Origin of the sequence: Streptomyces sp. NBC_00876, assembly GCF_045207435.1 — a bacterium.
In the GTDB taxonomy this organism is placed as follows: domain Bacteria; phylum Actinomycetota; class Actinomycetes; order Streptomycetales; family Streptomycetaceae; genus Streptomyces.
Genome location: NZ_CP108800.1, coordinates 4,217,377 through 4,235,041 on the forward strand (window position 1 = coordinate 4,217,377; position 17,665 = coordinate 4,235,041).

General features: G+C 69.0%; 19 protein-coding genes and 1 riboswitch. Of the genes, 8 read left to right on the forward strand and 11 right to left on the reverse strand.

The window, feature by feature from the left end:
* Positions 1-13: 13 nt before the first annotated feature.
* The 3 genes from OG782_RS18520 to OG782_RS18530 form a co-directional block, all read right to left on the reverse strand.
* A complete protein-coding gene (locus tag OG782_RS18520; protein ID WP_406452339.1) occupies positions 14-1,177 on the reverse strand; it encodes a winged helix DNA-binding domain-containing protein in 1,164 nt (387 codons plus the stop codon).
* A gap of 79 nt (positions 1,178-1,256) precedes the next feature.
* Complete coding sequence (locus tag OG782_RS18525; protein WP_406452341.1) at positions 1,257-1,709, reverse strand: GNAT family N-acetyltransferase; 453 nt, start codon at positions 1,707-1,709, stop codon at positions 1,257-1,259.
* 47 nt (positions 1,710-1,756) lie between these two features.
* The gene (locus tag OG782_RS18530) at positions 1,757-2,215 is read right to left on the reverse strand and encodes a MarR family winged helix-turn-helix transcriptional regulator (protein ID WP_406452343.1); all 459 of its coding nucleotides are present in this window, start codon (positions 2,213-2,215) and stop codon (positions 1,757-1,759) included.
* Positions 2,216-2,356: 141 nt separating this feature from the next.
* On the opposite strand from OG782_RS18530, the gene OG782_RS18535 reads away from it, so the two are divergent.
* Together OG782_RS18535 and OG782_RS18540 are read left to right on the forward strand one after the other, a co-directional pair.
* Positions 2,357-3,568, forward strand: a complete 1,212-nt coding sequence (locus OG782_RS18535; protein WP_406452345.1) for an MFS transporter — start codon at positions 2,357-2,359, stop codon at positions 3,566-3,568.
* A 68-nt stretch (positions 3,569-3,636) separates the two neighbouring features.
* Positions 3,637-4,062 carry a heme-binding protein gene (locus tag OG782_RS18540; protein ID WP_406452347.1) on the forward strand — a complete coding sequence of 142 codons (426 nt, stop codon included), beginning with the start codon at positions 3,637-3,639 and terminating at the stop codon, positions 4,060-4,062.
* Positions 4,063-4,155: 93 nt separating this feature from the next.
* On the opposite strand, the gene OG782_RS18545 is transcribed toward OG782_RS18540, so the two are convergent.
* The 5 genes from OG782_RS18545 to OG782_RS18565 all read right to left on the reverse strand — a co-directional run bounded on the left by OG782_RS18545 (position 4,156) and on the right by OG782_RS18565 (position 8,526).
* Entirely contained in the window at positions 4,156-5,046 is an 891-nt protein-coding gene (locus OG782_RS18545; protein WP_406452349.1) for a GNAT family N-acetyltransferase, read from the reverse strand.
* A 247-nt stretch (positions 5,047-5,293) separates the two neighbouring features.
* Positions 5,294-5,773 carry an NUDIX domain-containing protein gene (locus OG782_RS18550; RefSeq protein WP_406452351.1) on the reverse strand — a complete coding sequence of 160 codons (480 nt, stop codon included), beginning with the start codon at positions 5,771-5,773 and terminating at the stop codon, positions 5,294-5,296.
* A gap of 63 nt (positions 5,774-5,836) precedes the next feature.
* Entirely contained in the window at positions 5,837-6,733 is an 897-nt protein-coding gene (locus OG782_RS18555) for a LysR family transcriptional regulator (RefSeq protein ID WP_406452352.1), read from the reverse strand.
* A 217-nt stretch (positions 6,734-6,950) separates the two neighbouring features.
* Positions 6,951-8,081, reverse strand: coding sequence for a cystathionine gamma-lyase (locus OG782_RS18560; protein ID WP_406452354.1), 1,131 nt, complete (start codon positions 8,079-8,081; stop codon positions 6,951-6,953).
* A 67-nt stretch (positions 8,082-8,148) separates the two neighbouring features.
* Positions 8,149-8,526: a phage holin family protein gene (locus OG782_RS18565; RefSeq protein WP_406452356.1), complete on the reverse strand. Its 378-nt coding sequence runs from the start codon at positions 8,524-8,526 to the stop codon at positions 8,149-8,151.
* A 68-nt stretch (positions 8,527-8,594) separates the two neighbouring features.
* Between OG782_RS18565 and OG782_RS18570 the strand changes: the two genes are divergently transcribed.
* The 4 genes from OG782_RS18570 (at position 8,595) to OG782_RS18585 (ending at position 10,824) form a co-directional block, all read left to right on the forward strand.
* Entirely contained in the window at positions 8,595-8,912 is a 318-nt protein-coding gene (locus OG782_RS18570) for a cupin domain-containing protein (protein WP_406452358.1), read from the forward strand.
* 125 nt (positions 8,913-9,037) lie between these two features.
* Positions 9,038-9,250: a DUF5326 family protein gene (locus OG782_RS18575; protein WP_406452360.1), complete on the forward strand. Its 213-nt coding sequence runs from the start codon at positions 9,038-9,040 to the stop codon at positions 9,248-9,250.
* Between the two features lie 264 nt (positions 9,251-9,514).
* Positions 9,515-10,285, forward strand: a complete 771-nt coding sequence (locus OG782_RS18580) for an IclR family transcriptional regulator (protein WP_406452362.1) — start codon at positions 9,515-9,517, stop codon at positions 10,283-10,285.
* A gap of 101 nt (positions 10,286-10,386) precedes the next feature.
* On the forward strand, positions 10,387-10,824 hold the full coding sequence (locus OG782_RS18585; protein WP_114245561.1) for an SsgA family sporulation/cell division regulator: 438 nt from the start codon (positions 10,387-10,389) through the stop codon (positions 10,822-10,824).
* An 81-nt stretch (positions 10,825-10,905) separates the two neighbouring features.
* Here the strand turns inward: OG782_RS18585 and OG782_RS18590 are convergent, their stop codons facing one another.
* Positions 10,906-12,231, reverse strand: coding sequence for a YibE/F family protein (locus tag OG782_RS18590; RefSeq protein ID WP_406452364.1), 1,326 nt, complete (start codon positions 12,229-12,231; stop codon positions 10,906-10,908).
* 70 nt (positions 12,232-12,301) lie between these two features.
* A riboswitch (TPP riboswitch) is annotated at positions 12,302-12,435 on the forward strand.
* On the opposite strand from OG782_RS18590, the gene thiC reads away from it, so the two are divergent.
* Positions 12,428-14,221 (forward strand): phosphomethylpyrimidine synthase ThiC, encoded by a 1,794-nt coding sequence (gene thiC / locus OG782_RS18595; protein ID WP_406452366.1) that lies wholly within the window; start codon positions 12,428-12,430, stop codon positions 14,219-14,221. (Overlaps the previous riboswitch by 8 nt.)
* Positions 14,222-14,360: 139 nt before the next feature.
* A complete protein-coding gene (locus OG782_RS18600; protein WP_406452368.1) occupies positions 14,361-15,452 on the forward strand; it encodes a hypothetical protein in 1,092 nt (363 codons plus the stop codon).
* Positions 15,453-15,483: 31 nt separating this feature from the next.
* Here OG782_RS18600 and OG782_RS18605 read toward each other — a convergent pair whose 3' ends face one another.
* The gene (locus OG782_RS18605) at positions 15,484-16,302 is read right to left on the reverse strand and encodes a hypothetical protein (protein WP_406452370.1); all 819 of its coding nucleotides are present in this window, start codon (positions 16,300-16,302) and stop codon (positions 15,484-15,486) included.
* Positions 16,303-16,483: 181 nt separating this feature from the next.
* Positions 16,484-17,542, reverse strand: coding sequence for a metallophosphoesterase (locus OG782_RS18610; RefSeq protein ID WP_406452372.1), 1,059 nt, complete (start codon positions 17,540-17,542; stop codon positions 16,484-16,486).
* Between the last annotated feature and the right edge of the window lie 123 nt (positions 17,543-17,665).

Consider the following 17,665-nt stretch of genomic DNA (forward strand, 5'->3'; position numbering starts at 1 on the left):
AGGCGTTGGCGGCTCAGGCCGTCAACGCCCTTTCCAGCGGCGTCCGGAAGCGCGGTGTGATTCGTGCGCCGCCCACCCAGTCCGTCAGCCGGGATGCCTCCGCCTCGATCGCCGCGGAGCCGTCCCGGCCGGTGTCGGTGAGCAGACGCCAGACCACTTCGCCGTCACCTCGCTGGGCCCAGCCGCCCACGATCCGGCCGTTCCACCACACGGTGGGGCCGATGTTGCCGGAGCGGTCGAAGAGCGCTGCCCGGTACTCGGCCGGGAGGTGGAAGCCGCGGTCGGCCCAGCCCATCGCGGTCGGGTCGAGCGCGGGCAGCAGCGCCGCCCAGGGGGCGGGCGCCGGTGCGGGTTCGATGTCCTGCGGTGCGACCCAGGCGGTGGCACCGTTGTCGAGCCGTACCTCCTCGGCGCCGACGGCCGCCAGCGCCTTGCGTACCTGGCCGAGCCCCCAGCCCGTCCACCACTTGAGGTCTTCCTCGGTTGCCGGGCCGTAGGAACGGAGCCAGCGCAGGGCAAGCTCCGCCTGGGCCCGGGCCGTGTCCTGCTCGGGCCGGGGCTCTGAGGGCGTCCAGCGGAACTGGCTTGAGGTCCAGGCCCCCCGTGGCCGGTCCCGTCGGATCCTGCCTTCGGCAGCCAGCAAGCGGATGACACGCGTGGCCACTCCCTGTACCGTCTCCTGCTTCTTGCCGGGGAACACCGTGATCTTTGTACGGAGTGCGGCCACGGCGGCGGAGAGCTCACTGCCGGAGGCCGGACCGTGGCCGTCGAGGAACGCGAGGGCGTCCCGTTCCGCGTCGGCCAGCCAGCGCTCGCCCAGCCCGTTTCCGTCATCCCGCAGGTGCTTGAGCAGGGTCCGGCGTTCTTTGGCCGCGACAGCGCGCGCGTTCGCCGCCACGACCCGTGGCGCCATCTCCTCCGATACGACGAAGAGGGTGTTGCGCATCGAGAGCAGCCGAACCAGCGAGACGTCCTCGTAGAGGGACTGTTCCACCTTGGCGATGCCCGGCTCGCAGAGCCGGGCACAGGCGGAGAGGAAGACGGTGGCCGCGTCGGTGGCATGCAGGGCGATCACGGCGTCGGCGACCGCGACGGGGGACGTTGTCCGCGCGGAAGGGGCCAGCAGGTGACGGCGGCCGATTCTGATGCGGCGCTGTTCGTCGCTGATGCGGTGCACAGCGGTCTCCTTGGATGCCGGTGCCGGGTACCGGATGTGTTGGGTGCGCTGGGTGCCGGGCTTCGGGTGCCGGCTTCGGTCAGAGAGCGAGCTTGAAGCCCACATGGCTCGCCACGAAGCCGAGCCGCTCGTAGAAACGATGCGCGTCGGTCCGGGTCGCGTCCGACGTGAGCTGAACCAACTGGCAGTCCTGCCGCCGGGATTCATCCACGGCCCACTGGATCAGCCGAGTGCCGAGACCGCTGCCGCGCTCGTCCGCATGGACGCGGACGCCCTCGATCACCGAGCGGGTCGAGCCACGCCTGGAAAGCCCGGGGATCACCGTCAGCTGCAGTGTGCCGACAACGCGGTCCGCGCGCACGGCGACCATCACGTGCTGGTTCGGATCGTCGGCCAGCCGCCGGAACGCCACCCGGTAAGGGGTGAGATCGTCCGGCGACTCGCGCAGGGCGCCCAGTGGATCGTCCGCGAGCATCGCCACGATCTCGGCGAGATCGCCTACGGCCGCTGGGCGTATTTCCAGATCGCTCATGATCGGCAGCCTACGCAGCAGAGGGTGGCCGTGTGGTGGCGCCGGAGTTATGCGGGGACCTTGAGTTCCTCGACCGCCCGGACGAGGGGGGCCAGCTCGGGATTCCTGGCGGCCTCGTCGAGTGCCGCCCGCAACGCGCTGTCATTGGTCGGCCGGGCCTCGGAGAGGAGGGCGAGGCCGGCGTCGGTGACGTCGGTGTAGATGCCCCTGCGGTCGGTGTCGCAGAGATACCGGGTCAGCAGTCCGCGGTCCTCGAGCCGGGTGACCAGACGCGTGGTGGCGCTCTGGCTGAGTACGACGGCGTCCGCCACCTGCTTCATCTGCAGATGCCCGCCGGGGCCGTTGTGCTGCCGACTCAGCACGTCCAGCAGGGAGTACTCCCGCACGCTGAGCCCGTGCCCGCTCTGCAGGGCCCGCTCGATATGGGCCTCGATCTTTCCGTGGAGCAGGGAGAGCGCGCACCAGCCCTGGGAGAGGGCGGTCAGTGCCGGGTCCGTAGCTGTCATGGGTCTCTCCTCCGTGCCGGAGCTGCTTGCACCCCAGGATAGGCGACGACTGCAATAGCCCGCGCTTGCAATTAACCCGCGTCTGCAATTATTGTGGACGCTCGTAAGGCGCAGACGCAATCTCCAGGGAAGGTGAAACCCATGCCGCTCGCGCTCCTCGCCCTCGCCATCGGGGCATTCGGTATCGGAACCACCGAGTTCGTGATCATGGGGCTGCTTCCCGAGGTGGCCGCGGACTTCCGGGTCTCGATCCCGACCGCAGGATTCCTCGTCACGGGCTACGCGCTCGGCGTCGTCCTCGGCGCCCCGCTGATGACCGTGCTCGGGACCAAGGTCACCCGCAAGCGCATGCTGATGATCCTGATGGGACTGTTCGTCATCGGCAATGTGGTGTCCGCGACCGCTCCGTCCTTCGGAGTGATGCTCGCCGGGCGTGTGATCGCCTCGCTCGCCCACGGTGCCTTCTTCGGCATCGGGTCGGTCGTGGCGGCCGGTCTGGTCGCCCCGCACAAGAAGGCCGGCGCCATCGCCATGATGTTCACGGGTCTCACCGTCGCCAACGTGGTCGGTGTGCCGCTGGGCACCTACCTCGGGCAGAGTGCCGGCTGGCGGATCACGTTCCTCGTCGTCGCCGCGCTCGGCGTCGTCGGCCTGCTCGGCGTTGCCAGGCTCGTGCCCGAACAGCCCCGTGCCGAAGGTGTCAGCCTCCGCCACGAACTCGCCGCCTTCCGCAATGTGCAGGTCCTCCTCGCCATGGCGATGACGGTGCTGGGCTTCGGCGGAGTCTTCGCCGCGATCACCTACATCACGCCGATGATGACCGAGATCGCCGGCTATTCGACGTCCTCCGTGACCTGGCTGCTGGTCCTCTTCGGTCTGGGCATGGTCGGAGGGAACCTGCTCGGCGGCAGATTCGCCGACCGCCACCTGATGCCCCTGCTCTACGTGTCACTGGGCGCCCTCGCAGTGGTCCTGTCGCTGTTCACCCTGACCGCTCACAACAAGATCGCGGCAGCCGTCACCATCGTCCTGATCGGCGCGCTCGGATTCGCGACCGTGCCCCCGCTGCAGAAGCGTGTGCTCGACCAGGCGGCGGGAGCCCCGACTCTCGCCTCCGCCGTGAACATCGGCGCCTTCAACCTCGGCAACGCGCTGTCGGCGTGGCTCGGCGGCATCGTCATCGCCGCCGGTCTCGGCTACACCGCACCCAACTGGGTCGGAGCGGCGCTCGCCGCCTCCGCCCTGGTCCTCGCCGTCGTCTCCAGCACCCTGGAGCGCCGCACGGTCACCCGCAGCCGTCTCGTCGCCAGCAGCACCCCGGAGCCGGCCGCCGTACCCGCGGCCCGGCGCTGACCACCCACCCCACTCCCCATCGCACAGCCCCGCAAGCCCCCACCGCATCGCACCAAGGAGTCATCCCCATGAGCACCCCCACTGCCGCTGTTGCCCCGCTGACCACGCAGGACGCGGAAGCACTCGTCGACGCCGCCCGCAGGGCCGCCGAGGCCGCAGGCGTCGCTGCCGCCGTCACCGTTCTGGACGCCGGTGGTCACCTGCTGGCCTTCCGCCGCGACGACCGGGCCGTCCTGATCGCCGGTGAGACCAGCACGCGCAAGGCCTACACGGCACTTCAGCTCGACACCCCCACGGCCGACCTCGTCGATGCGGTCCAGCCGGGCGGGCTCTTCCACACCCTGCCGACTGCGCTGGACCGGCCGTTGCTCTTCATCGCAGGTGGCGTCCCGGTCCACCGTGACGGGCGGCTGATCGGCGCCATAGGCGTCGGCGGCGGTGCCCCCGAGCAGGATCACGGGTTCGCGAGCACGGCCGTGGCCGGTCTCGTCTGAGTTCCCGTTCGAGGGTCCGCCCGCCTCACCCGGCTCACCATCCGGTTCGACGCTGACAAGGACCGCTCATCGCACCGCTACCCGTGCCGGGCGTCAGCCCGTCGCCACGCTCAGCGGCGCGAAGCGGTGGGTCCAGTCCCCGTGCCGACCGCTCCCGAGGCTCATCACCGTGGTCGCTGATACCTGCTGCAGGCCGCACTCCCCGAACCAGTCGAGCAGGCCGTCGTGGCGGGCGTCGATGTCCGCGCGCAGAGGCCGGTCCGTCGCCTCGGCCAGAGAGGCCACGAGCGCTTTCGCCGTAACGGTGTCCCGCGCGATCAGCGGTCCGACCACGTGGCTTTCCGAGCTGGGCCAGAGCGCGCCGTACCCGACGAGCTCGCCGTTCTCCTCGGCCACCCGCAGATGGTCGGCGAAGGCCGGAAGACGGGTGAGGAGATGTGTCCGGTCGAGGCCGAAGGCGTCCGAGTCGAGCCGGAGCATGGCCTGCAGATCCCCGGCGGAGGCAGGGCGAACGGTGAGGCCCGGACGGACGGCGGGGCTCTGCGCAACGGTCCCGTCCCCGCTCTGCGGGAACTGCCCGCTCACCCTCACGGTCCGGCCCACGGCAACGAATCCCAGTTGTTCGTAGAGGGGCTGGCCCGCCTCCGTCGCGTGGAGAACGAGGGGAGTGTCCCCGGTCGATGCGATCACCTGTTGCATCAGATGCCGGGCGACCCCTTGCCGGGCGTACCGTCCGGAGACCAGGAGCATGCCGATGGCTGCCTGGCGGGGGCCGTACGAGGTCACGACGCAGGTGGCCATCAGGCCTTTGCCCGCGGGGTCGTCGATGCCGTAGACCGTTCCCGCGGCGAGGAGCAGTCCCCACCGCTGCTCGTCGCGTGGCCAGTCACGGTCCTCGCTGAGGTCGGCGCAGGGGACCAGGTCGTCCCGGGTGAGACGCCGGATGGGCAGATCGGCGAGCGGTAGGGGCAGTGAGCTGGGCATAAGGGTCAGGCTCTCCGACACAGGGATCGCTAGTCCACCCCTTTAACGGATGTGGCCGAGACGCGCAGCCGGCTGACGGATAGCGGGACATGTACGACGAGCAGGCTTCGGCGGGTGCGGCGCTTGAGTGGTTTCACGTGAAACGCCGAGACCCGGCCGGACCCGGGTTCGTGCCGCCCGGAACCGGGCGGCCCGCGCCGTGCCGCCCACTGCTGTGCCGCCCGGGGGTGCGCCGCAGCGTCGAGGGTCAGCTCAGATCGGTCGCGTGCATCGCGCGGACGCCTTCGATGTTGCCGTCCAGGTAATGCCGCAACGACAGCGGTACGAGATGTACGGCGGCGATCCCGACCCGGCTGAACGGAATCCGGACGATGTCGTACTCCCCGCAGGGGTCGTCGATCTCGGGGCCGTGGCGCAGGGACAGGTCCATCGAGTCGAGGCGGCAGACGAAGAAGTGCTGGACCTTGACCCCCTTCACCCCACCGCCTTCGATGTGTTCCACGGTGTCGACGAAGCAGGGCACCACATCGGTGATCTTGGCGCCGAGTTCCTCGTCCACCTCACGGTGCAGGGCGTCGACGACGGTGGCGTCCTCGGGCTCGACCCCGCCGCCCGGTGTGAGCCAGTACGGATCCACCCCCGGTTTGGTGCGCTTGATGAGGATGAGGTCGTTGCCGTCGAGCAGGATGGCACGTGCGGTGCGCTTGACCACAGGACGTTCGGTCATGGCAAGAGAGTGGCCCGCTGAAGCGGTTCTGAAACACCTGAGGGCCGCTGGACCGCTCCGCGGTCACCAGTGGGCCGCGGCACGCAGCAGCCATTCGTGCGCCCGAGCGACATGCGGGAGTGCGAGCGTGCCGGTCCGCGCGGCCAGGAAGTAGGTGCGAAGGGGCGGTACCGGAGGGTCGAGCAGCGCCACCACCTCGCCCCGCTCCAGTGCGCCCTCGCACAGATAGCGCGGCAGCACGGCGAGCCCGGCACCCGCTGCCGTGCACTCCAGTACCGCCCGCAGATCAGGCGCGATCACGGCGCCGGCGGCCGCAGGCCGGCCGTCGAAGACCGCGGCCCAGTAGCGGGAGACGAGCGGCAGACTCTCGTGCACCTCCACCACGGGCAGCTGGTCCAGGACCACGGGGCCGTTGCGCCGCAGTGTCCCCGGCCCGAGACGTCCGGCCCAGCGTGGTGCGGCGATCAGGACGTGCTCCTCGTCGCAGAGCGGAGTGGCGGTGAGCAGTTCACCGCGTGGCCGGGCCGTCACGATGGCCAGATCATGGTGTCCGGCGGCCAGGCCCTCCAGGATCTCGTCGGTATCCGCGGAGAACGAGCTGCGCAGCGCGAGGCCCTGGGCGATGAGCGGGGTGAGGGCGGGCAGGGCCCGTAACGACGTGAATTCCGGTGGACCCGCCAGATGCAGGGTCCGTACGCCCGACTCCTCGTCGAGTTCGGTCTCGGCGATCTCGACCAGCGCGTCCAGGTGAGGGGCTGCCCGGTGCGCGAGTTCGTCGCCGATGGTCGTCGGGGTCACCCCGCGGGCTCTGCGCAGGAAGAGCGGACGGCCCAGCTGCCGTTCCAGGGTGCGGATCTGCGAGGTGACGGCGGGCTGGGAGAGGCCCAGGAGCGCGGCGGCGCGGGTGAACGAGCCGGCCCGGTGCACGGCGACGAAGGTGCGTAGAAGTGCGAGGTCCATGTCCGTCCCCTCCCACCTTCGCGACGCGTCGGACCCGGACAACTATAAATATGTCGATAGGTCGCTGTCGCTACTGTGATTGGACACTGACGCAGAGTCAACTAGCCTTGTCGAGGCGGTTCTTCGCGTGGAGAAGGCGGAGGGCCGGGACGGTCCGAGCCACGAGGGGGGAGGCTCGGACCGTCCGTACCGCACCGGTGCCGGCCGGTGCGTGTGCTCAGTTCCCGGTGACCGTACCGGCCAGTGCCCGCTCGACGTCGGCCACCAGGTCCGCCGCGTTCTCGGCGCCGACGGAGAAGCGGATGAAGCCCTCCGGTACGGCGTCACCGCCCCAGCGGGCCCGCCGCTCGGCGGTGGAACGCACGCCGCCGAAACTGGTGGCGTCCTCGGCCAGGTGCAGCGCCGAGAGGAAGCGTTCCGCGGTCTCCCGGTCGGCAAGTACGAACGACACCACGGAGCCGAAGCGCCTCATCTGTCGCACGGCGACCGGGTACGAGGGGTCGGTGGGCAGCCCGGGGTACCGCAGTCCGGTCACGTGCGGGTGCTTGGCGAGGGCCTCGGCGAGTACGAGGGCATTCGCGCACTGCCGCTCGATCCGCAGCTCCAGCGTGGCCAGCGACCGGTGCGCGAGCCAGGCCTCCATCGGCCCCGGGATCGCGCCGACGACCTTGCGCCAGCGCCGTACCCCCGCCGCCAGCTCGGGATCGCGGCAGGTCACATGGCCGAGCAGGATGTCACCGTGGCCGGTCATGCCCTTGGTGTCACTGGCCACCGAGAAGTCTGCGCCCAGCTCCAGCGGACGCTGGCCGAGCGGGGTGGCGAGTGTGTTGTCGACGGCGACCAGCGTGCCGCCTTCGTGCGCCGCCTCGACGAGTCGCCGCACGTCGCAGACGTCGAGGCCCGGATTGGACGGGGTCTCGATCCACAGCAGCCTGGCCCCTTTCAGGAGGGCCGACTGGGCTTCTCCCCCGGTCGGGGCGGTCCGTACCTCGACGCCGTACGCCTCCAGCTGCGCCCGTACCAGCGAAAGCGCCTGGTAGCCGTCGTCGGGCAGCACGACGGCGTCGCCGGTGCGCACCTGGGACAGCAGGACGGCCGAGACCGCTGCCATTCCGGAGGCGAAGACCGTGGTCTCGACGCTCTCACCCGGTGCCTCGAGCTCACCGATGGCCCGTTCCAGATGGGTCCAGGTCGGATTGGTGTCGCGGCCATAGGTATAGGGGCCGGTCGGCTCCCCGGAAAGGTGGAAGTGCGCGGCGAAGACCGGACCGGGGAGAGTGGGCTCGTACTGCTGCGGTTCCGGCAGCCCGGCACGTACCGCCCGGGTTCCTTCGCCCATGGTGCTCATACCGCGTCCTCGCTTCTCTCCCCGGTCTGTCGCCGGTCCTGCCTGCACTGTTTCAGGTGTCCGCGGATCAGTCCTCGTCGGGCAGGACGACGTTCAGCGCCCAGGACACGATCGAGATGATCAGACCGCCGAGGATGGCGGTCCAGAAGCCGTGGACATGGAAGCTCAGATCCAGCACGTCGGCCAGCCATGAGGTCAGCAGCAGCATCAGGGCGTTCACCACCAGGGTGATCAGTCCCAGCGTGAGGATGAAGAGCGGCAGTGTGAGCAGCTTCACCACCGGCTTGACCAGGAAGTTGACCAGACCGAAGATCAGCGCGACCACGATCAGGGTCAGTATCTTGCGGCCGGTGGAGCCGCCGCTCAGCGTGATGTCCTGGAGCAGCCAGATGGCCACGGCCAGCGCACCCGCGTTGGCGATCGTCTTGACTACGAAATTCTTCATGTGTCTGATCGTGGCAGACATGATCGGTGGCCGACACCGGCTGGACAGAGACAAGGGGCGGACGGGCCATGAAGGCATTCAGGCTGGACGAACTGGAGGCGGAACGGGCCGCCAACGACGGCGCGTACCTGCAGTTCGTGCGCGAACGGAACATGTCTGTCGGCCTGTACGCACTGGACGCCGGTGAGCTCGACCCGCAGCAGCCGCACAACCAGGACGAGGTCTACTTGGTCGTCAGCGGGCGTGCGTCGATCACCGTGGGCATGGAAACCACGCATGTGGGCAGAGGAAGTGTCGTGTATGTACCTGCCGGCACGGCCCACAAGTTCCATCACATCACCGAGGACCTGCGCGTGATGGTGGTCTTCTCGCCGCCCGAGGGCTGAGCCGCCTCTCGGGGATCCCTAGGGGATCGATCAGGGGAGTTCAAGGGCTGCGGAGGCTCCGTCGGCCACCTCTCGCCTCTAGCATCGAAGCAGGAACTCACAGAGACGAGGTAAGGACGATGGCCGTGCGGGAGATATTCGCGGGAATGCCCTGGTGGGTGAAGTGGATCGCGGTGCCCGTCATCGCGATCGTCGTGTTCGGCGGGCTGATCGCCACCGTGGTCGGCTTCGTGGTGGGTCTGCTCTTCAAGGTCCTGATCTTCGTGATCCTGGTCGGCGGGCTGGTTTTCGTCGTACGGAAGTTCATGTCTTCCTCCTCCTCGCGCAGCGACTGGTAGCAGCGACTGGGAAGCGACTGGGAAGGGCAGTACCGACCGGGCGATTAGCCCAGCTGAGCTAAGGGTCGACCGAATCGACACCCCGTTCCGCTGCTGCCGATACAGTGGCAGTCCGCTGCCGCCGCCTGGGAATACACCGTCAGTCACCACCCTGACCAGTGGTTTGTACGGGATCCGGCCTTCGGACCCCAGGCCTGCGGCAGATCTGTGGGGGCGGCCCCCACAGGCGGGCTGATCGCCCGTCACCATGCCTGGGGGTGACCGTTGACCACGGCATCGAGTACGGCTGTTCCGACGTTGATCGGATCGGTGCAGCGGGCGCTGAGGCTGCTGGAGGCTGTGGGCACCCATCGCGACGGGGCGCCGGCCAAACAGCTGGCGCGGGAGGCGGGGCTTCCCCTTCCCACCGCCTACCACCTGCTGCGGACCCTGACCCATGAGGGATATCTGCGCCGTGAGAACGGGGTCTTCCTGTTCGGCGCCGCCGCGGAGCGGCTGGTGGGCGACGGCTCCCTGCAGAATCGTCGCAGCAGAATGACCCAGTCACTGGGGCGATGGCGGGACATCATCGGGGCCCCGGTGTACTGCGCCGTCTACCGCGAGGGCGAGATCGAGCTCGTGGCGGTCGCCGACACCCCCGCGGCGCCGGCGGTGGACGAGTGGGCCGCCTTCCGGGAGACCGGGCACGCCCACGCGATCGGCCAGTGTCTGCTGAGCCAGCTCGACGAGGGGGCCCGCGAGGACCACCTGGACCGGCATCCGGTGCGTCCGCTGACCCGCTACTCCGTGCGCGACCGCCCGGCCCTCCTTGAGCGGCTGAGGTCACTTGAGCGGATGGAACCTGTCATCGAACGACAGGAGTACGCCCTCGGGACGGTCTGCGCGGCCATCCCGATCACGGCCGGATTCACGGCCGCCGCGATGGCCATTTCGGTACCTCTCGACCAGGAAGAACGGTTGCTCCCCGCAGTCGAACGACTACGTGGCGAAGTGGCCAGCCTCTTGCGTTCGTTCGTGTTCTCTATCAGTATCTGAAAAATCACTCCTTGTGATCTGCTATCGCGTGCACCACGATGGCGTCAATAGGGCCATGGGGGATCATTCCTGGCCAGATTCATCTACTGCGGGGTTGAACGATGCGCGAGTCGGTTCAAGCTGAAGTCATGATGAGCTTCCTCGTCTCCGAGGAGCTTTCCTTCCGTATCCCGGTGGAGCTCCGGTACGAAGTGTGCGATCCGTACGCGATCCGGATGACCTTCCATCTGCCCGGCGATGCCCCCGTCACCTGGGCTTTCGGCCGTGAGCTGCTGCTCGACGGTCTCAACAGCCCCAGTGGCGACGGCGACGTGCACATCGGGCCGACCGAGCCCGAAGGGCTGTCCGACGTCCACATCCGGCTCCAGGTGGGTGCTGACCGCGCGCTCTTCCGGGCTGGAACGGCACCCCTCGTGGCATTTCTCGACCGGACGGACAAGCTCGTGCCGCTCGGACAGGAGTGCACGCTGGGTGACTTCGAAGGCAATCTGGAAGAGGCGTTGGGGCGGATTCTGGCCGAGGAGCAGAACGCCGGCTGAAGAAGGACGTGCCCAGTTGCAGGTATGCCGGTCGAACAGCACACCTGCCGAACGGGTGAATCGCTCTCCGTGACCGGACGTTCAGACCTTCGTCCGCCGGCGGCGTCCTCTGCCGTTCCGTACGGGTGCCGAAGCTCCGGCTTCCGCGCCGAGCCCTGTGCGGTCCGCGGAGACGACCAGCGCCGCCAGCGCCGTGGTCACCGGCACCGAGGCGACCAGCCCGATCGAGCCGATCAGAGTGCGCACGATCTCCTCCGCCACCAGTTCGCTGTTGGTCACCGTCCCCACGCTGCTCTGCGCGATCGAGAACAGCAGCAGCAGCGGAAGCGCGGCGCCCGCATAGGCGAGCACCAGGGTGTTGACCACAGAGGCGATGTGATCACGGCCGATTCTGATCCCTGCCCGGTAGAGCTGCTTCGCACTCATCGTCGGGTCAGCCTGATGCAGTTCCCAGACCGCCGATGTCTGGGTGACCGTCACATCGTCGAGCACCCCCAGGGAACCGATGATGACGCCGGCCAGCAGCAGACCGCTCATGTCGATGTGCGGATACAGGCCGTGGATGAGGCCGGTGCTGTCGTCGGTGTTCCCGGTCAGACTCGCCCAGCCGATGAAGAGGGAGCCGAGCAGCCCGATCAGCAGCAGTGAGATCAGGGTGCCGATGACGGCGACCGAGGTGCGGGCGGTCAGCCCGTGACAGATGTAGAGCGCGATCAGCATGATCGCGCCGGCTCCGACGACCGCCACGACCAGCGGGTTCGAGCCCTGAAGTATGGCCGGAAGGATGAACAGGGTCAGGACGGCGAACGACAGGGCGAGTGCCACCAGGGCCATCACCCCGCGCATTCTGCCCACGGCGACCACCACCAGCGCGAAGATCCCGGCCAGGAGGACCAGCGGGAACTTCCGGTTCACATCGGTCACGGAGTACTGGAGGTCGTGGGGCGCGTCGGGGGCGTACGCGAGGACCACCTCCTGTCCCTCCCGTAGTTGCCGGGGTGCGCCCGGGTGGACCACCTCGATGAATCTGCGTCCTTCGTCCTGCCCGCTCGTGACCTCGACGGTGGCCCTCTTGCAGAGCTCGCTCCCGCCGTCACCCGTGGGCGGTGAGGTCTCGCCGCCAACGGGCATCTGGGAGGCGTTCACGTCCTTGCAGTCGACCTTGCCGACGCTCATCACCCTGCCCTGCTGGGTCTGCCGGTCGAATCCGACACCGGTGCGTTCGTGCGCAGGCGCACCACCGGGCCAGAGCACCATGAGGCCGACGACGACCGCGGCCGCGAACGGGATCAGTACGGCGGCGATCACCTTGCGCAGACGGGTGGAGACGGGTGCGGCGGGGCCATGGCTGTGTGTGTGGCCGTGCTGATGGTCCGGCGGTCCGGGGCTGAGATGAGTGGACGTCACCGGCCGATCTTCGCAAGAAGACAAGGGCCCTCTGTTCAGCCGCACGGCGAGGGCGCTAGCGTGGTGGCACCTTTGCACACGCGGGAGCTCGGAGCACCGGGCTGAGAGGGCGCTGATCTCCGTACATCTGTACGGGACACGCTGCGCCGACCGCCGAACCTGTTACCGGGTAATGCCGGCGTAGGGAGTAGGTCTCATGACCACATCGGACGCACGCACGCCTGCCTCCAACCAGAGCGACGAGGCCGGGAAGTCCATCGGCTGGCACAAGGGATACCTCCAGGGCTCGCGCCCGGACATCCGGGTGCCGGTCCGTCAGGTGCACCTCACCAACGGCAAGGACGTGACGCTGTACGACACGTCCGGGCCGTACAGCGACCCCGCCGTCGAGACCGACGTCCGCCGCGGGCTCGCACCTCTGCGGGAGAACTGGATCACCGCCCGCGGTGACACCGAGGAGTACGCGGGACGCGCCTCCCGTCCCGAGGACGACGGGCTCAAGCACACCTCGCCGCGCGGCGGGCTGCGCAATCTGGACGCGGTCTTTCCCGGCCGTCCGCGCCGGCCGCGGCGCAGCAGGGACGGCCGGCCCGTCACGCAGCTCGCGTACGCCCGCCGGGGCGAGATCACCCCGGAGATGGAGTACGTCGCGCTCCGGGAGAACGTCGGGCCCGAGGTGGTGCGCGAGGAGATCGCCGCCGGCAGGGCGGTACTGCCGGCCAACGTCAACCACCCGGAGATCGAGCCGATGATCATCGGTAAGAAGTTCCTGGTCAAGGTGAACGCCAACATCGGCAACTCCGCGGTCTCGTCCTCCATCGAGGAGGAGGTGGACAAGATGACCTGGGCGACCAAGTGGGGCGCCGACACCGTTATGGATCTGTCCACCGGCCGCAACATCCACACCACCCGTGAGTGGGTTCTGCGCAACTCCCCCGTGCCGATCGGCACCGTGCCGCTCTACCAGGCCCTCGAGAAGGTCGACGGCAGGGCGGAGGAACTGACCTGGGAGATGTACAAGGACACCGTCATCGAGCAGGCCGAGCAGGGCGTCGACTACATGACGGTCCACGCCGGCGTGCGCCTGCCCTATGTACCGCTGACGGCCCGCCGCAAGACCGGCATCGTCTCCCGGGGCGGCTCGATCATGGCGGCGTGGTGCCTCGCGCACCACAAGGAGTCCTTCCTGTACGAGAACTTCGAGGAGCTCTGCGAGATCCTCGCCTCGTACGACGTGACGTACTCGCTGGGAGACGGGCTGCGGCCCGGGTCGATCGCGGACGCCAACGACGAGGCCCAGTTCGCCGAACTGCGCACGCTCGGCGAACTGAACACGGTCGCCAAGCGGTTCGGGGTGCAGACGATGATCGAGGGCCCGGGCCACGTCCCGATGCACAAGATCAAGGAGAACATCGACCTCCAGCAGGAGATCTGCGAGGAGGCGCCGTTCTACACGCTCGGCCCGCTGACGACCGATGTGGCTCCGGCCTACGACCACATCACCTCGGGCATCGGCGCCGCGATGATCGCCTGGTGGGGGACGGCGATGCTCTGTTACGTGACGCCGAAGGAGCACCTCGGCCTGCCCAACCGGGACGACGTGAAGACCGGAGTCATCACGTACAGGATCGCGGCCCATGCCGCGGATCTCGCCAAGGGGCATCCGGGAGCGCAGGAGTGGGACGACGCGCTGTCGGACGCCCGGTTCGAGTTCCGCTGGGAGGACCAGTTCAATCTGGCTCTCGATCCGGACACGGCAAGGGAGTTCCACGACGAGACGCTGCCGGCCGAGCCGGCCAAGACGGCGCACTTCTGCTCGATGTGCGGTCCGAAGTTCTGCTCGATGAAGATCAGCAGAAGCATCACGGAGCAGTTCGCCCCCGACCTGGCCTCCGCTGCCTCGGACGAGGAGATCGAGGCGGGGATGCTGGAGAAGTCCAAGGAGTTCGCGGCGAGCGGGAACCGCGTGTACCTGCCGCTGGCGGACTGAAACCGCGCGGGGGCGACCGGCCTCCGGGGCCTCGGCAGTGACTGCCGGGGCCTTTCGGGGCCGGTGCACATAGTGCGCAATGGCGTATCGGAAGAGGCAAGATCGCGTGCGGCGTGATCATTTTCCTTACCCTGCGGGCATGAGTGGGAACGAACTGGTCAGTGGAGCCGTCGGCGCGGTACTGGGGTTGCTGGTCGCGCAGCCCTTACGGAGAGGCTGGGCCGGGCTGCGTACCCGCTTGTCCGGTACGGCATTCCGGGGCGAGCCGCAGGCGGATTCCGGTCCCGCGTGGACGACCTTCTCGCTGGGCCCCCTGCACACCCCGGCGCTGATCGTCGAAGGGGACGGCGAGGCCTCCATATCCGCCGATGCCGTTCGCATCGAGGTGCTCGACGAGGAGATCGAGCTGCCCGAGGAGATGGCCCGCTGGCGCACCGAGATCGAGGAGGAGAGTGCGAGGGCCCGCGAGGAGGGCCGCACACCGCCGTGGAACGGGCCTCGGTACGCCGTCGAATCGTTCGGCATCTCGCGGGCCGCTCTCGACGAGCGGCCCGAGGTCCGTCTGCGGCTGCGCCCGACGGACTACTACACCTTTCTCGCGGCTCAGCAGCTCGACCGCCGGCTGGACGACGGGACCACCCCCCGCTCCCGCTATCTCGATCCGGACGATCCGCTGCGTGCGCCCGCGTTCCTGCAGTGCAGCTTCGGCGTCAACGTCGCCGTGGTGACCGCCGACGGTCTGCTGGTCGTCAGCCGGCGCAGTGACCGGGTCCGGATGGCGCCGGGCGCCTGGAACTCCTCTGTCAACGAGGGGCTGGCCGGCCGTATGGACTCGGCCGGCGGGGGCGCCCCCGACCTCTACGCGGTGGCCCGGCGAGGGATGCGCGAGGAGCTGTCCCTCGAGCCCGGTGAGTACACGCTCGAACTGCTCGCCTTTGTGCTGGACGTCGGCAGACACCAGTGGGGTGTCCACTTCCACGCCCGGCTGAAGGACCTGACCCGCGACGAGCTGCGGGCGCGGATGAGCAGAGGGGTCGCGGACCGGTGGGAGGCCCAGACAATCGACTATGTGCCCTTCCGTCCCGCGGCCGTGATCACGTATGTGCTGAGTGCCGGCCGCATCGACCACTGGGCCCCGGTCGCGCCGTCTCTCTTCCACCTAGCGCTGGTCCGTGCGTACGGGCGTGCGCCGGTCGAGAGAGCGGTGGCGCGGATCGTACGGAACACATGACGGCGGCCGGGGGCCGGGGCGGTGGCCCCGGTCAGTCCAGTTCGTGTTCCGGACCGCCGAAGTCGGGGCTGGAGAAGTCCGGGCTGGTGAAGCTCGGACGGGGTGCGGCTGCCGGGCCGTCGTCCGGGCCGGTGAAGTCCGGGCTGCTGTAGCCGATCTTCGGGATGCGGCGTGCCGGGCGGTACGGGGTCCGTGCGGCGGGACCGGCGCCGGGGTCGGCGAGCGCGTCCCGGAGGAAGGGCAGGATGCCCCGTTCCAGCAGTGCGTGCCGCCAGGCGTCCCGGGCCTGTGCCACGTCCTGCGGCAGCTCCTCGCCGAACTCCTCGGCCGTCAGTGACGTCGAGCCGTTGCGCAGGGCGGCGACGAGCAGACCGGCGGCGGCGACCAGCATGGCGGCCGCGGTGACCGCCGTGAAGAACCAACCCGCGCCGACCATGGTTCTCGCGAACGCCGGCGGCGGGTCGAGCATCTTCAGGACGTAGCCGAACAACAGGAAGATGACCGCCGCGGTACCTGCCAGTACCGGCGCCAGGACGGTGACGACGGCGCCTATCCCTGCGCCCGGCCGGCTCGGATCGTCCGGGCCGGGGCCCTGGACCGTTTCCCGGTCCGGGCCGGTGGCCCGCAGGTCGTCGCGGGCCTTCACATAGTGCTCGTACTCGGCGGCGGCCGCGGCTGTGATCAGGGAAATGGCCGCCATGGCCATGGTGCGCAGCTGGACGGAGTTGAGCCGTTCACCGATGGCGGCCAGATCCGGTCGTTCATGGGCGTGACGCAGTGCGTCGTCGAGGATCCGCTCGTACTCGGGCCGGTCCTCGGTCAGCAGGTGCGGAGCGCTGTTCATGTGCATCCCCCGATGCTCCGTAGGGCCTGTGTGCCAGGCAGAACCGGGCAGTTGGGCGGAAACGGAGGAGAGCCTGCTACTGATACGCCGATGGTAGAGCGCCCACGGCACGGGGTGACAGGGGGTTTCCGGAAATAGGCCCAGCGTTCGGCGTGGTCAGGTCAGGATGCGTCTTCCCCGAAGAGCGTCAGTCATGCAGTGGAAGTTGGACGACCAGTAGCTTTCCGGCCATGGTCACCCCGCCGTCCATGGCGATGGCGAGCCCGTCCGCGTACACGTGGGGGCCGTCGACCAGGGGTCCGGCACTGTCCTCGCCGTCCTCGGACCCGACCTCTCCGAGGAGGTACGGGATGGGGCTGTGACCATGGACGACGCGGCGCCCGCCGTAGGCGGCCATCAACTCCTGGACGGCCTGCGGACCCGACTCGTCACGGAAGGCGAACCGCTTGGTGAGCTTGCGGAACAGGTCCCAGCACTCGTCGGCGTCGTTACGCGTGAGAATGGCGTGCACCGTGTCGTTGACGTCCTCGATGGTGGAGCCGTAGTCGAGGTAGGCCGTCGTGTCCGAGTGCATCAGGAGGTGCTCGTCCTCCTCGACGACCGCGTCGAGCCGGGACATCCACTGGAGGTGGACGTCCTGGAGGCGCTCCATGTCGGTCTTCTGGCCGCCGTTGAGGAGCCAGGCCGCCTGGAAGGTGGCGGTGCCGGCGCCGGAGTTCACCGGGGTGTCGCCGAACCGCTTGGCGCCGATGAGCAGCAGTTCGTGGTTGCCCATCAGGGCCTTGCAGTAGCCGCCGGCGGCCGCGGCCTCGGCGGACAGCCGCATCACGAGGTCGATGACACCGATGCCGTCGGGTCCCCGGTCGGTGAAGTCGCCGAGGAACCAGAGCCGCGCGTTGCCCGCGGACCAGTTGCCCTCGGCGTCGATGAGGCCCTGTTCGGCGAGGGCCGCGACGAGCTCGTCCAGGTAGCCGTGCACATCGCCCACGACGTACAGCGGCCCGAGACCCGGGTCCTGGGCGGGCCGCGGTTCGGCCACGGCCTGTACCGGGACGGTGTCGTCGAGGGTGATCACGGGAAGATCGCGTGCCGTCGGGGTGTACCCCTCCGGCGGCTCACCTCCCGGGAAGGCGTTTCCCGGGTGTGGTGCGGCGGGCGGCGCAGGGGACTGCGCATAGGGCGGTACGCGGAAGTCGCGCAACGTCGCCGTCCGCACCACGGGTTCCTGACCGGCCCCCTGTGTCATCGACCCCTCCACCACCGTCGCGCCGCCGTACACCTGACGGGCCCTGCTGGTCGGGGTCGTCCGCGGTGTCGTGCGCCCATCATAGGAATGCGGATCGTGCTCTGTGACGCACCAGGGGTGGTG